This is a genomic window from Photobacterium arenosum (assembly GCF_014841115.1).
GTDB lineage: Bacteria > Pseudomonadota > Gammaproteobacteria > Enterobacterales > Vibrionaceae > Photobacterium > Photobacterium arenosum.
This window is the reverse complement of sequence record NZ_JACYTP010000002.1, coordinates 308,293-323,057: the sequence shown is the minus strand read 5'-3', so window position 1 is coordinate 323,057 and position 14,765 is coordinate 308,293. Positions and strand designations below refer to the sequence as shown.

At 49.6% G+C, this 14,765-nt stretch carries 14 protein-coding genes; 7 read left to right on the top strand and 7 right to left on the bottom strand.

The window, feature by feature from the left end:
* Nucleotides 1–17 precede the first annotated feature (17 nt).
* From IFO68_RS04735 to IFO68_RS04720, 4 genes are all read left to right on the top strand, one after another.
* Nucleotides 18–572, top strand: a complete 555-nt coding sequence (locus IFO68_RS04735; RefSeq protein ID WP_192014815.1) for a primosomal replication protein — start codon at nucleotides 18–20, stop codon at nucleotides 570–572.
* 2 nt (nucleotides 573–574) lie between these two features.
* Nucleotides 575–1,540 (top strand): histone deacetylase family protein, encoded by a 966-nt coding sequence (locus IFO68_RS04730; RefSeq protein ID WP_192014814.1) that lies wholly within the window; start codon nucleotides 575–577, stop codon nucleotides 1,538–1,540.
* Nucleotides 1,540–1,743, top strand: a complete 204-nt coding sequence (gene rsmS, locus IFO68_RS04725) for a pleiotropic regulatory protein RsmS (RefSeq protein WP_225445046.1) — start codon at nucleotides 1,540–1,542, stop codon at nucleotides 1,741–1,743. Before IFO68_RS04730 ends, rsmS begins: the two co-directional genes overlap by 1 nt.
* Before the next feature lie 205 nt (nucleotides 1,744–1,948).
* On the top strand, nucleotides 1,949–3,313 hold the full coding sequence (locus IFO68_RS04720; protein ID WP_192014812.1) for a coiled-coil domain-containing protein: 1,365 nt from the start codon (nucleotides 1,949–1,951) through the stop codon (nucleotides 3,311–3,313).
* Nucleotides 3,314–3,375: 62 nt separating this feature from the next.
* Here the strand turns inward: IFO68_RS04720 and IFO68_RS04715 are convergent, their stop codons facing one another.
* The 6 genes from IFO68_RS04715 to IFO68_RS04690 form a co-directional block, all read right to left on the bottom strand.
* Nucleotides 3,376–3,627: a GlsB/YeaQ/YmgE family stress response membrane protein gene (locus IFO68_RS04715; RefSeq protein WP_046219430.1), complete on the bottom strand. Its 252-nt coding sequence runs from the start codon at nucleotides 3,625–3,627 to the stop codon at nucleotides 3,376–3,378.
* A gap of 185 nt (nucleotides 3,628–3,812) precedes the next feature.
* Nucleotides 3,813–5,999: a carbohydrate-binding protein gene (locus IFO68_RS04710; RefSeq protein ID WP_192014811.1), complete on the bottom strand. Its 2,187-nt coding sequence runs from the start codon at nucleotides 5,997–5,999 to the stop codon at nucleotides 3,813–3,815.
* Nucleotides 6,000–6,133: 134 nt separating this feature from the next.
* Entirely contained in the window at nucleotides 6,134–7,744 is a 1,611-nt protein-coding gene (locus tag IFO68_RS04705) for a glycoside hydrolase family 3 N-terminal domain-containing protein (protein ID WP_192014810.1), read from the bottom strand.
* Nucleotides 7,745–7,781: 37 nt separating this feature from the next.
* Nucleotides 7,782–8,759, bottom strand: a complete 978-nt coding sequence (locus IFO68_RS04700) for an ABC transporter permease (protein WP_192014809.1) — start codon at nucleotides 8,757–8,759, stop codon at nucleotides 7,782–7,784.
* 16 nt (nucleotides 8,760–8,775) lie between these two features.
* Complete coding sequence (locus IFO68_RS04695; protein WP_192014808.1) at nucleotides 8,776–10,263, bottom strand: sugar ABC transporter ATP-binding protein; 1,488 nt, start codon at nucleotides 10,261–10,263, stop codon at nucleotides 8,776–8,778.
* A 57-nt stretch (nucleotides 10,264–10,320) separates the two neighbouring features.
* Nucleotides 10,321–11,337 carry a substrate-binding domain-containing protein gene (locus IFO68_RS04690; RefSeq protein WP_192015051.1) on the bottom strand — a complete coding sequence of 339 codons (1,017 nt, stop codon included), beginning with the start codon at nucleotides 11,335–11,337 and terminating at the stop codon, nucleotides 10,321–10,323.
* Between the two features lie 376 nt (nucleotides 11,338–11,713).
* On the opposite strand from IFO68_RS04690, the gene IFO68_RS04685 reads away from it, so the two are divergent.
* Nucleotides 11,714–12,514: a response regulator transcription factor gene (locus tag IFO68_RS04685; protein ID WP_192014807.1), complete on the top strand. Its 801-nt coding sequence runs from the start codon at nucleotides 11,714–11,716 to the stop codon at nucleotides 12,512–12,514.
* Nucleotides 12,515–12,553: 39 nt separating this feature from the next.
* On the opposite strand, the gene IFO68_RS04680 is transcribed toward IFO68_RS04685, so the two are convergent.
* A complete protein-coding gene (locus tag IFO68_RS04680) occupies nucleotides 12,554–12,778 on the bottom strand; it encodes a hypothetical protein (RefSeq protein ID WP_192014806.1) in 225 nt (74 codons plus the stop codon).
* 313 nt (nucleotides 12,779–13,091) lie between these two features.
* On the opposite strand from IFO68_RS04680, the gene IFO68_RS04675 reads away from it, so the two are divergent.
* Together IFO68_RS04675 and proV are read left to right on the top strand one after the other, a co-directional pair.
* A complete protein-coding gene (locus IFO68_RS04675) occupies nucleotides 13,092–13,304 on the top strand; it encodes a hypothetical protein (protein WP_192014805.1) in 213 nt (70 codons plus the stop codon).
* Between the two features lie 269 nt (nucleotides 13,305–13,573).
* Nucleotides 13,574–14,764, top strand: coding sequence for a glycine betaine/L-proline ABC transporter ATP-binding protein ProV (gene proV, locus IFO68_RS04670; protein WP_192014804.1), 1,191 nt, complete (start codon nucleotides 13,574–13,576; stop codon nucleotides 14,762–14,764).
* Nucleotide 14,765: the final 1 nt, after the last annotated feature.

Genomic DNA, 14,765 nt, shown 5'->3' with positions numbered 1-14,765 from the left:
TAAGAGGAAAAACAGCTATGACAAACGACCTTCATCGCCTTTCTGATCTGGTCGACAAGCTGCTCTCTCCTGCCGAAGCACTGGATCATCAGCGCAGAGAAAGCAGTAAACCCCTTTTTGACAAACAATTATTTCACGGCCAGTCGCGCTTGCTGGTTCCCTGTATTCGCGAGATTCAGCAAGAGATTGCGGCACTGAAAAGCGAGCAGGCATCAGGCCGGTTACACGCCACCAGAGCCAGTTATGTCTGCGAAAAAATTCTGGCTCAGATCCAGGCAGTACAGCGGGAAATGGCCACCAAACAGATTCGTGAGTCCGAGCCGAAATACCAGGTCAAACAACGTAAAAGCCTGCACGAGCTGTACGATGAACTGGCACAGCATCAGGACTGGGAAAGGCGGCTTGCCGCTATGGTGAAAGATAAGGCGTTTGCGCTGGAGCAGGCACCACAGGCCAGTTCACGCCAGCCTTTGCAACAACAACTGCTCGCGCTGGAAGGCCGGCTTGCCCGCTGCCAGCAGGCAATGACACGCCTTGAAAAGGCGATCCTCCAGCTTGAACGTAAAGGGTAACTATGCTGCCACTAGTCTATCATCCTGTGTACTCTGAGCTGGTTCTGCCAGCAAAGCACAGATACCCTATTACCAAATATCAGCGCTTGTTCCTGCACCTTACTCAGGAAAAACAGATTGAGACATGGGCCGATGTGGCTTTTTTCCAGCCGGAAGCTGTCACGCCCGACGCCCTCAAAACGCTGCATCAGGCCAACTATATAGACAGCCTGATAAACAACACTTTACCGGCAGCAAAAATGCGCCGTATCGGCTTTCCCTGGAGTCCGCAGCTGATAGAGCGGACCCTGACATCGGCAGGCGGAACCAGAATGACTGTGGATTTGGCCTGTCAGTACGGTATCAGTCTGCATTTAAGTGGCGGTTATCATCATGCACACTATGACTTCGGCAGCGGTTTCTGTCTGGTCAATGATCTGGCGTTTGCGGCCCGGCATGCCCTGACGCTGCCTGGTATTGATAAAGTCATGATCATTGACTGCGATGTCCACCAGGGTGACGGCACCGCCACCTTGCTGGCCGATGACAACAACATCCTGACCTTTTCTGTCCACTGCGACAAAAACTTTCCGGCGCGCAAACCTGACTCTGACATTGATTTAGCCTTACCGCGCGAAACCGGCACCGATGAATATTTATCGGCCTTTAAGGCTGTGCTGACACTGGCGCTGGCACAGCACCGGCCTGATCTGGTGATCTATGATGCAGGGGTGGATATCCACCAGCACGATGCACTCGGCTATTTTAACGTCACCACTGAGGGTATTTTTCAGCGGGATCATTTTGTCATCAGCCAGTGCCACGATAACAACATCCCGCTTGCCGCTGTGGTAGGAGGCGGATACCGTGACGATCACCAGCAATTGGTTAATATCCATGCCCAGCTCTTCTGGGCAGCGCTGGCTGTCCATCAACCCGATAAACAAATCACTGCGCCAGCTGGCACTGTCGACTTTCAGGATGCATGATGAACAAAAAACAACAGCAACAGTCAACCGGACAACACACAGTGAAACATTCGCTCACCGACGCCCCGAAAGAGGTTCAGCTGGCAGTGGATTTGATCTATCTGCTGGAAACCAACAAGGTTGACCCCGAACTGGCACTGGCCGCGCTGGAAATAGTAAAAACCGATCTGCAGGCGAAGTTGCAGCGAAAAAGCGATGAGTAAACTTACCCGTCAAAATAATGACGAAACATTAAATTAAACCCGTCGTTTAATGATCCCGCTTTTTATTTATCCTAAAACGTAATATATCAATTCAGATTCATTGTGTTCTTCTCTAAGATATCTGCTCAGATTGATAAAAATAATGAATCAGCCAGTATCAGAACGGATACCTGATGATGGTTTGCTTTTCCAGGGATAATTAAGAATGACCAAACTATGCAACCTGTCTATTGTTAATGGACTGAAACTCACCAGTATTGCCAGCCTGCTGCTATTAACCGGCTGCGCCTCAGACTCGGCATCTGTTGCCAGCCCAAAAACTGAAACCAATGCCAGCGCCACCAGCCTTGAGCCATTAAAAGACATACAAGCAAAGATCAAAGCCGCCGAACAGACTTTTGCGCAAAACCAGGCGCTCAGCTGGTTTGCAACTGACAGTATGGATGAGGCCAGACAAGCGCTGGATGAGGCCCTGGAATACTTCAGTGAATATGGCTTAGATTCAGGTAAAGCGAACGACAGTATCGGGATTTTCACCTCAACAACCTACCTGCAGGCCACACAGGAAGCCTTAACCCAGTTCAATCAGCATATTGAAACCGCCAATCACACGCGTGCTGAAGCCACGAAAATACTAAGTGAAGCGTTCAGTAACCGCACTGAGTTAAACAGCATCAGTGCTGCTGCTTATTTCCCTCAGGCAATGGCACAAGCAGAAAAAGAACTGAAAAAGCTCGTTGATTACATCGCTGATAATAACAATGACAAAGCCATTAACGGTCAGGCGGATTTATTGCGAAAACAACGTGCTTTAGAAGTGGATACCGTGACGACCATTTATCTGGCTGACAGCCAGAAAGAGCTCAAACGCCTCCAGGCCGAACAAGCCGGACAACATGCCCCCGAAACACTGAGACATGCCGAGACGACGCTCAAAGCAACAGAAGCTTTCATTACCGCAGAACCTCGCGCGAAAGACGCTATTCAGGAAAAAGCGGACGCAACAGCTTTTGCACTGGCACACGCCAGACATATCGCGCATGTTGTTAAACAGCTCAAAGCCATGAAAACCAGTGATTACGAGCGCCACATTCTGAGCTATGAAAACATTCTGCTGGCGATCAGTCAGGAGCTGGGGGCGGAAGATCTGCGTAATCAGCCCATTTCAGAGCAGGGCAAAACACTGGTGTCCGCTATTCGTGACACGCTGAATGAACAAGGCGATGAAGCCAGACACTTAGCAGAAGCCAAAAACAAACTGGCAGAGCAAACCCAACGCGGTGATGAACTGGCAGTCTCACTGGTGGCAGCAAAACAGCAGGTTGCGGCACTTCAAAGCCAGTATGCAGTAGAAAAAAACCTGTTGATACAACAAATTGCCCAATTGACCGTCAATAACCTGCCGGCAGAAAAAACGACCCAGTCGCCACCATCTCCGGCCACCGCTGTTCAGCCCATTCAGCCGGTAAAACACGCTGAAACCTCGCCACAGCTGCCCAGTGACAACTCTTCCACTACCTCCGGCGAACTTGTTTCGCCTGCGGTACAACAGGATCAGCCCGCCGCATAATCCTTCAGGATTGACGGGTAAGCCGCTCAGTATGAGCGGCTTACCCGCAACGAGATGATCGGCTAAGAGCGAATGAACTTGTTATAAACAAGCAAGACAATAAACGCCCCTAAGGTCGCGGTGATCAGGCTGCCAATATTCACCCCAGTAACCGGCCCCAGGCCAATTAAGCTGCCTACCCAGCCCCCGACAAAAGCACCGACAATCCCCAGAGCCATAGTCACAATCCAGCCCCCGCCGTCTTTACCCGGCATCAGCCATTTGGCCAGTGCACCTGCTATCAGGCCCAGAATAATCCAGGAAAAAATACCCATTTTTCACTCCTCTCGTCGGAATTCACCATGTTCAAAAGAAGCTTAGCTGAGTTTACGAGATATGATGTATTGGAATTAATGCAGATTAAAAAGCGATCCTTTCATAAAATAAAAACCCGATAATCGCTTACCGGGTTTTTTCGTTAGTCTCTCAAGGAATACGTTTATTTGTTATCAATGACCGATCAGTTACAAGGACCAATCAATGCCCAAGGGCCACCCTGATCAGGCTGATTGCCATCCGTCCACCATTTGGCTTCATAAATATTGCCTTCATAGATCGCCTGCTGGCCTGCGGTATAAATCTGTCCATTAACCCAAGGGGCAGGGCAAGATGAACCCGGCTCAAAGCTCACGACCAGAGTCTGATTTGCCGTCACAGCTGTGAAGGTGTAACTGCTGCTCACAGGCTGAGCGACACCATTAACAGTCACTGAACTGACGGTATAACCGCTGTCTGGTACAAAGTTGACAGTAAAGTCATCACCACCTTTAGCAGACAGCACACCGGATGCATCAGGAGCAGGTGAAATTGTACCACCGCTGCCACTGACACTTGCGCTGATATCAAAGTAAACAGGGGTATCAATGGTCGCCTCTGTATAACTGCCAGTGAAACCGGCGAAATTGCTGGCAGACAGCGCAGTCACATCCGTATTGTTGAGTACCAAACGCTTCTGATTTCCCTGAGCAAATGGATCCAGTAACGTTATTACAGTGTTTGCGCCTTCCTGAGTCAGCTTCACTGCACTGAACGGAATCGCTTCATTGCTGGGCGTAGTGATGACAGTTTTCGCCACATCAAAACTATTTACAACCAGCTCAACATTCCAGCCCCAGGTAACACTATTGATTGGCACAATGTAGCCCAGACGGTCATAACCTCCTGTCACATTAACAAACATATCCGGGTTTAGATCAGCCAGGGTCAGTCCCACCAGCTCGTAAGAGGCATAAATACCGCCATCTTCGGCCTGAGGCCCGATAACGACAGAGGTTGTTGTCTCAAAAGCTTTCAGGTGCTTAAAGCCGATACCCGCTGTACCTTCAATCTTATCAACCGCCGGATCAAACCCGGTAACCACTTGCTTGCCTGAGTTCCAGGCCAGCGCATAGACATCCGATTTAACAATAACCTGCTCTGTATTGGCCTGGACATCTGAGGCATTAACTCCGGTTAAGATCACTGTCTGTCCGGAAAATTGCAGCTCAGTGCCACCAGCAACCGACGACACGACCAAACCAGCCAATGGATCCGCAGCTTGCCAGCCGCGCAGCACGATAATGTCATCACCAACGGTAAAATCGTTCACTGTAGTGACCGCACCCGTTTGCTCATTCAGCAGAATCTGATCTTTACCGCCACCGGTAATCACAGTGTCATTACCTTCACCGGCAGTCAGCACTTCATCGTAAGGTGAACCCTCAATGACATCGTTCCCCGGGGTATCAAAAATTGTGTTATAACCGCCGAACTTATGCACATATTTGGTAATACACGTTCCCAGCTCGTCACAGGTAATCTGATCATTGGTCAGTAATGCGGCAGTCCCCCAGGCGCCACGTAAGTGGGCTGCAGCCAGAATACCGGACATTGTTGCCTGAACCTGAATCGGATTGCCGTCATCGTCTGTACCCGGCCAGCTTTTTGCCAGAGCCTGTCCCCAGGTCATGTTCGCGTCATCAAGTAACTTGCTGATCACTTTCACGTTAAAGTGCATCGCATCGCGCATCACCAATTCTTGCTTTTCTGGCAGACGTAAATCAGCCAGAGAGTTCACACCATTTTTACCGACAAATGTGCCTTCCCAGCGATTATTATCTGTCACATAAACCTGATTGCCCCCTGAACCTTCGATTTCTGCTAAGGCTTCGGTTTTACAGCCAATCCAGGTTGAATCAGGGACAAACATATAGAAACTGTCGTAGTCAGTACCATCAATGTTTACCACATTAGGGCTGTAATAACCGGCATCAATCAGCACCGCCTCACCTAACTGATAACCGATGAATCCCCATGCATTCATGGAGTTATACTGCATCTGCCGGAACATTTCCGGATCGTTGGGTGTGTTCGGGTTATAAATATTATCAATACCCAGTTTGGTAAAGAACTGGCTGATAGTCGTTGGCTCAGAGATCATCACACCTGTAGAGCAATCACGCACCAACCGGCCTGGTTCTGTCACTTGCGCATAGGTATACACTGGATTATCAAGGTTCTGGGCATAAAAATCTGCCAGAGCAGGATTAATCCCCGACTCAAAATCACGCAGTGAATCCAGAAACCCCTGAATTCCGCTTGCTTGTGCCTGTCCACTGAGTGCTGACGCCACCAGCAAAGTGACGAGTCCATATTTCGTGTTCAACATATTTTCCCTTTCTACTTTTCCTACGAGGCAAAACCTCTCCCGAATCTCCTAATCGCAAAGCGCTAGGAGGCCACCCCGCTGGCTCACGCCAGCAGGAAACTTAATATGTGTAAATTCGATTAGACAGTGAGCAGTCAGCTCACCCGGCTAACAGCACAGCCGTGTCCGGCTGCGTGATCACCCGCCAATACCCTGGCTGCAGCGGCAGCACTTTCAGGGCGGGAAGAGTGAGCACAGAGGTAGTGAGAGACGGTGGGATAACGCAGCAAGTCATAAGGGCTGCGCAGCGCCACAACGATCAGATTACTGAAGTCCTGACTGAGTTGCTGCACCAGTTGCTGAGCCTGCGTCTGGTCAAAGTCTTCACCGGGTAGCGGATGATTTTCTGTGACCACCACCAGGTAACCATCACTACAGTTGTCAGGGAGCTGTTCGACACTGACTTCCTGCCACACGGCTTCCGTCTGGCGCAGGGTTTGAATGAAAGCCTCATAAGCAGGCTGAGACTGGTTAGGGCCAATCCCTCTGGGATTCATCAGGTTATGATAGCTGGCATCTGGCGTGGCATTGACAACATACAGCTTCTGACCACTGATATCTAAGCCGCCACGCACCCAGGTCACTGCCGATTCTGCGGCCTGCCTGGCCACTATCTGGCCGGCTGGCATAGAGACTTTGTGAAATAACGGCATGGGCAACAGCTTATCCAGTTTAAAGCGCACCACTTTTTGTAATGCCTCATCAATCACTTGTTCTGGAAGTTCGCCAGATTTCACGGCATCTATCACACCGTGAATCATCGCCAGTTGCTTATCCAGATACGCCTCTGAGTGATCATAGTGCTCTTCAGAGAGCATGATCATGGTAATCCCTGCCTGCATCGCTCTGACAGCAGCCTCGACCGGCGTATAATGATGCTGGATAGCGCCCATGTTCATGCTGTCGGAAATAATAATGCCTTCAAATCCCATATCCTTGCGCAGCACCTGCTGCAAGATAATTGATGACAATGTCGCCGGGTATGTGTCATCGAGCTGCGGATAAAGAATGTGGCTGGTCATCACCAGATCCACGCCGGCATTGATCGCCGCCTGAAACGGCGCCAGATCGTTGGCTTTCAGCTCGTCGTAAGATTTACCGACGCGGGGGATATCTCTGTGGGTGTCCCCTTGCGTATCACCATGGCCGGGAAAATGCTTGGCGCAGGCTGTTATTTCGCCTTGGTGTAATCCGCGAACCGCGGCGGCAGAATGCGCGCTGACTTTCTTCGGCTGATCGCCAAACGAACGGGTGTCAATAATCGGCGATTCAGGATTAAAATTCACATCACAGCAGGGGCCAAGGATGCAGTTAAAGCCGGCATAGCGCATTTCATCACCGATCACTTTATACATACGCTCCGTCCCCGCCACCGCATCCGGTACCCCCAGAGCCAGATTGCCCGGCCCTGTTGTCGACTCTCCCACCAGGACACCCCAGGCTCCTTCCTGATCCACTCCCAGTAACAAAGGTAAGCGATGATGGTGCTTGACGATGACATCCAGAGACTGATTCAGCTGATGCGCTTCGGTAAAGGTTTCCGCGTTGTCCTGACTTAAGTAACAGCCGCCCAGGTTATACTCTGCCACCATCTGGCGCGCCGCCTCGGCAGATTTGCCGGGAAACGCCAGAATAAACAGCTGGCCAACTTTTTCCTTGAGCGTCCAGCTGGCAATCAGCTCTGCCACTTTTGTGTCTTCAGCCATGTTTCTCTCCCTATCATCCTTAATAAAAATCAAATCATTATTTCTTACGTAACTGACGTATCTGGCCCATAGTGAAAGTCACCGCCACGATCACAATAATGCCGCGCAGGATCAGCTGCTGATCGACATTCAGGCCCATCAGAATCAAGCCGTTGTTCACCATTCCCATAATGAGCGCCCCGATCACAGAGCCGATAACCGTCCCTTTACCACCAAACAAGTTGGTGCCGCCTATGATCACGGCAGCAATCACCAGCATCAGGTCGTTCTCACCTAAGGTGTACCGGGCACTGTAAAGGCGGCCTGAATACAAGATACCGGCCAGTGCCGCCAGAAAGCCGTTCAGCATCAGCACATACAGCTTGATACGGTTGACGTTGATCCCCGAATACATGGCAGAGACTTTATTACCGCCGGTCGCCAGTACATGTTTACCAAAAGTGGTATTACGCAGCACAAAGGCGCCGATAACGGTGACGATAATGGTCCAGATAAACAGGATGGAAAACGGGCCTATGTCGCCGGAGCCAAAGATGAAGGTATAGGTATCATTATCAATCGGAATCGACTGCAACGATGTAGACCAGCGGGCAATACCGGTAATAATGCCTGTAGTACCTAACGTGACCAGGAAAGATGGAATACCCACCTGAGTAACAAAAACCCCGTTCACAAAACCTATCATGGTGCCCACCATCAGAGCGGCAGACATTGCGAGCAAAATACTGTCGGTTTCCTGCAATGTCAGGGCTGACACTATGGCGGCCAGGGCAACCGTGGCACCAAAGGACAGATCAATCTCGGCGGCACTCAGCACAAAAGTCATCCCCACTGCCATGATCGCGATAGTCGCAGTCTGGCGGGCAATGTTCATCAGGTTCATCGAGGTCAGAAATCCTTTGTCATGCAGCATCACCGAAAAGAAAATGAAGATGCCGATAAAGACAAAGTAAATGATGTAATCGCGCCAGTTAATACGGCTTGTACGTGGCGGCTGAAGTGTTTTCTCGTTCATTCGCAATCCCTTATCCTTACTGCACTGCTGCCAGCAATGCTTCTTCCGTCATACGCTGGCCACTGAAATGGCGAACGATACGCCCCTTATTGACCACATAAATTACATCGCAGAAACTGCCAACTTCGGCATATTCACTGGACACAAAAATCACGCCATTACCCTGAGCGACATACTGATTCACAATTTTCATGATTTCGTATTTCGCATTGATATCAATGCCGAAGGTCGGATCATCAAGCAGTAGCACTTTAGCGTCTGTAGACAGGCATTTGCCAATCACCACTTTCTGCTGATTACCGCCGGACAAAAAACGTACCGGCTGAGACACGCCAGTGGTCTTCACGCCCAGCCTTTTAATGGTCTCTTCCACCATTGACTGGCCTTTGGCTTTATCCAGCACCATAGATCGTGAAATCCGGTCAAACGACGCCATCAATACGTTGTCTTCGACAGAAAAATCCAGCACCAGCCCCTGCGAACGGCGCTCTTCCGGCACCATGTTGATCCCGTTTTCTATCGCCTGCCGGGGGGAGTGAATATTCGCTGTCCGGCCGTTCACCCGTACTTCGCCGCTCTGTATCGGTGTTAAGCCATAAATGGCTTCCAGAATTTCCGTTCTGCCGCTACCCAGCAAACCCGCTAGCCCCACTACCTGGCCCGGCATCACCTTGAGCGATACCGCATCAAGATCGCAGGTCGTAACATTGCGCAGCTCTAATAACGGCACTGTCTCTGATGTGGATGTGGCCGGACGGTCCCAGATAAAATCCGTGTCGGTTTTACTGCCCAGCATGGCTTCGACCAAGGCATCAACCGAGGTGTCAGCCGTTTGGGTTTCCAGTACGGTATAGCCATCCCGCAGCACAGTGACCGCATCACAGATACGCATAATGTCACTCATGTAATGCGTAATGTAGATAATTGAAATGCCTCTGCTTTTGAGGTTTCTTATCACAGTGAACAGTGCATTGATTTCATTATTCGACAGTGAAGCCGTTGGCTCGTCCAACACCAGAATACGGGCATCCATTGCCATGGCTTTGGCAATCTCAATAAACTGCTGCTCGCCGACACTTAAGGTCTCAATTTTTTGTCTGGGATCGATATCCACGCCCAAGGTTGCCAGAATTGGCTCAGCCTGGCGTACCCGCTCACGGTTGGAGATCAGCGCAGAGCGCTGGTTTGAGTGAGTCAGAAAAATATTGTCTGCCACACTCAGGCTGGGGATCAGACTGAGATCCTGATAGACCATAGCGATCCCTTTCGCTTGCGCGTCTTTCGGGGTGGCGAAATGGCTCTCTTCGCCAAAGAGACGGATTTCGCCGCCATCGCGCTGATGAAAACCATTGATCAGTTTGACCAGGGTCGATTTACCCGCCCCGTTCTGACCAACCAGGGCATGTACTTCTCCGGCTTTCAGGGTGAAATTGACCTCTTTCAGCACCGGATTACCATCAAAGCCTTTCTTAAGGCGACGGGCTTCAATTGCATTCACTTCCATTGAATACCTCTTCATAACGGTATGCCGACAGCAAGCTGGCATACCTGCAAACCGAATTTAATTACCCAGTGCTTTTCGCACAGAAGCCGGTGCTTCGCGGCGTAACGCCTGCTGCCAGGCATCAGCCAGATTTTCGCGGGTCACAGCACTGGCACTGACAGTGACAAAAGGTGGCGTGTATTCACCCAGTTTTGCCAGAGCGCCCATACGCGCCAGTGTCTGACCCAGGTCATAGGGCAAATCGGTGACGATACCGGCAACGTTTCGGCCTTTGGCCATATCCAGCGCATTGGCAGCGCCGAGATCCATGGTCACGACTTTGATATCTTTACGTCCCGCGGCGCGCGTTGCCGCGACTACACCTTCGGCAATGCTGTCCCAGGGAGCATAAATGGCAGTCATGTCCGGGTACTGGGTGATCAGTGCCGAGGCCACCACCTCACCGTCATTCGCATTGGCAATACCGCGCTTTGCCACAATCTCAATATCCGGGTAATTTTTCTGCAGATTGGTCAGTACCGCCTGATCACGCTGGTTGGTAACGTAATAATTGGCTTCGTGATAAATAAACCCGACTTTGCCTTTATTACCCACCGCCTTTGCTAGCATATCGGCTGCCAGTTTACCCATCTGGAACAAGTCATCCGTCACAATACCGGCATAATCTTTGCCATGTTCAAAACCACTGGGTAAATTACTGATCAGCACCAGTTTGCTGCCCTGCTGTACTGCAGGTTTAAACGCCGCGGCGCCAGACACAGGGTCGACCACCAGCGCAATCAGAATGTCAGGCTTCATGGCCATAGTGGTTTCGACATCGGTTTTTTGCTTATTGGCATCAAATTCCGCATCGGTCACGGCCACCACATCAATATTGAGTTCAGCAAACATGTCTTTCGCGCCATCAATCAGCGCATTAGACCAGTCTGATGTGCTGTGCATCAGAATCGCTGCAGTGTAATCCTTGGTTTTAATCGCATTTTCCTGTGATGCATTTAAAGTCACATCAGTATAAGACGTTGCTGTTTCTCCGTTTGGTCCTTGTGTTGAAGTCACTTCCGCCATTGAAGGCATGGCCACTGCCAATAGAGCAGTGAAACCTAAGGTTTGGCATGCCTGAGCTATTTTTTTCAATTTCATTCCCTGTCCCATCTGTGCTTTGAGTATTACATGAGTATTAATATAGGTGTTTTTTAGGTATTTAATGCGATCAAGATCTCGACACATTGTTTTTACATAGTGATAACAATCACAATAACAGCTGAAAAACAACGAACTCCTCATTGACCAGACAAATAACACAAGTTAGATACGTAATAACACGAGATAAAACACCCACCAAACACCTACAAACAAAAAAGCAAGGTGATTGATAGGTAAAAGCTGGGTATCATGGCAGGGTAATACTGGCCAAGGCCGCGGTCAGTAGAAAACGAGGTAATCAGGAAACATGAGTCAGCACACCGCCAATCAAAACAGCAGTGCAGCCAAAGTGACTGCCGGCATTTATCAACAGCTTCTGGCGCACCACGACATCTACTTCATTGCATTTGATCAGCATGAGCAGGTGATTGCCAGTAACTACCCGGTTGCGACGCTCACTCTGAAGCAGTTGGATGATCTTGTTTTTCTGGTCGGCCCGGCCAATATTGCGCAGATCAGATCAGTGCTGTTGCAGCAAACCGAGCAGTGCCGGTTTTCTGTCGCCAATCTGGCCTTCGAGACGCTGTGTCTGCAAGATGGTAATGCGCCTGCTGTCTATTGCCTGCACATCAAAGCCAAGGACGATAATACAGCTGAGCCTAAACTGTCTGCCATTGAGCAGGATTATAAAATCATCAACGAACTTGCCAGCTCCCTGAGTTTCCTCACTACGGCATCGGAGAATCACCTGCCTGAGCATTTACAGCAGGAAGTACGCAATACCCATTTACCGGAAGTGGAAGCCCGCCTGAAACAGGTGCAGGATCCCGGGCTGAAAATGTGCCTTGAGATTGTGAAATCCAATATGGAAAGCCTGCTGAACGATGTACCGGGGATGAATAGTCGTTTGCTGGAGGTGCTGACCCCGTCAGAACTGCAGGTTGCAGAATTCATCCGAGGCGGGATGTCGAGTAAAGAAATTGCGAGTACCCTGAATGTGGCGCGCAAGACAGTGGAAAACCACAGAAACAGCTTACGCAATAAACTGGGGATTACTAACAGAGGGGTAAATCTCAGGAATTACCTGTTAAGCCTGGAAAAGAAATAAGCATCCCTGATATAGCGTTGTCTGTGTCAAACGTCTGACTTAACACCCGTTAGCAGTACGCAGGCGTTTCGGCCACTCAGCCGTACCGGACGACAACATAACAATCTTCCCTTCCCGTGCTTCACCCGAATGATGGGAAAGCACACTACCCAGCAGCGGTTCGACTTTCATAGGACTGCGAGAAGCTGGAATCATATCGATTAAACGGGAGAACTCTTCAAATCCCATCGGTTCCAGATGATTGGCTCGAATTTTCATGTTCATTGCGCTTCTTCACTCCTTTCCTTGGCGGTCATCATCGCAACAAAATATGACAATAATAAATCTCAATGTGACATTTATGTTAAACGTTAATTCCCTGTAAGAAATTGACATATCCCTCAATAAACTGGACGTACCTCTTATATCACCACGAGCAAGGTCACAAATATTGAAGATATAAAACATAACTAAAATCAATGTATCAACTAATAGCGACTGAAAAGACGTAAAGATGAGATGATGATTTTTATGTCTTAAGTCTGTTTTAAGTTTCCCTTTCTAAGGTGTGCATACATACCTTCAGGGGAACTTTGCGATGAATCAGCATAATTCTAACAAATTAACCTTGGTGCATATTGATAAAGATCATCCTTTACGTGAGAAAACAGAATCTTATGTTGCCTCCCTGTTCCTTCTGGTCTTAAACATAAGCACAATTTGTCATCTGATGGGACTGGGCATGTCCATCATCCGCAACATCGCTGAACTGGCTGAACTGCATGGCGGCACTATTTCACTGGAGCCATAGTCTTCGACAGGCAAAAACTGCTTTCTGGTTACCCTGCCGATCAAAACCGGCCACATTCAATAGTGGCCTAACCATATAAGCTGACTATCTGGCCGACGACGCTATCGCCACCTATTCATCTGATTAAAAAACAAAAAACTAAACCAACGCACGTCACAATCACACAAACTGAGCCAAATTAAACCCTACCCGCTTAAAATCAGCTGCCATAATTACTTAGATAGCAAAACGTTTTATCTGTAAGGATTGTATAGCGGATACCCTCATTTATGACTGTCAAAATGGAAGTGAAGAATCTCTACAAAGTGTTTGGCAGTGCCCCTGAAAGGGCGTTTCCATTACTGGAACAGGGGTTAGATAAGGATGCCATTTTTGAAAAAACCGGCCTGACTGTCGGCGTCAAAGATGCCACTCTCACCATTAACCAAGGCGAAATTTTCGTGATCATGGGCCTCTCCGGCTCAGGAAAATCGACTCTGGTTCGCCTGCTTAACCGCCTCATCGAGCCCACCAGCGGTCAGGTACTGCTTGATAACAAAGACATCGCCAACATTTCAGAGGATGAGTTGCGTACTGTGCGGCGGAACAATATCAGCATGGTGTTTCAATCATTTGCTCTCATGCCCCATATGACGGTTATTGATAATACCGCCTTCGGCCTGGATCTCGCGGGGGTCGACAAAGACACCCGTTACGATACGGCACTCCAGGCGCTGACACGGGTTGGGCTGGAAGCTTATGCTGCCTCATACCCTGACGAGTTGTCAGGCGGTATGAAGCAAAGGGTCGGTCTGGCAAGAGCGCTGGCCAATGACCCGGACATCCTGTTGATGGATGAGGCTTTTTCTGCCCTTGACCCGCTGATCCGCACCGAAATGCAAGATGAGCTTATCCGCCTGCAAAATGATGACAAACGCACTGTGGTTTTTATTTCTCACGATCTGGATGAAGCCATGCGGATTGGCGATCGGATTGCCATTATGCAGAACGGTGAAGTGATTCAGATTGGCACACCGGATGAAATCCTCCATCACCCGGCCAATGACTATGTGCGCTCTTTCTTTAAGGGCGTAGATGTTACCAATGTCTTTACGGCCAAAGACATCGCTCGCAAACACCAGGTCACTGTGATTAAAAAGGGGGAAACGGACGGCCCGCGTGCCGCATTGCAACTGCTCAATGATAATGACAGAGAGTTCGGCATTGTGGTCGACCGCCGTAACCTGTATGTCGGACTGGTATCAACAGACACACTGCAAACGGCCAGCAAAGCAGATCAGACCCTGACTCAGGCTCTGCTGGTTGATACCGTGACTTTCCTGCCTGAAACCCCTGTAGGTGAGCTGATAGGTCGGGTGGCCGACCTGCCCTACGGTGTGCCTGTTGTCGATGAAAACCAGGTTTATCATGGTGTTATTACCAAAGCGCGCCTGTTACAGACGCTAGACCGGGAGGCCTGAT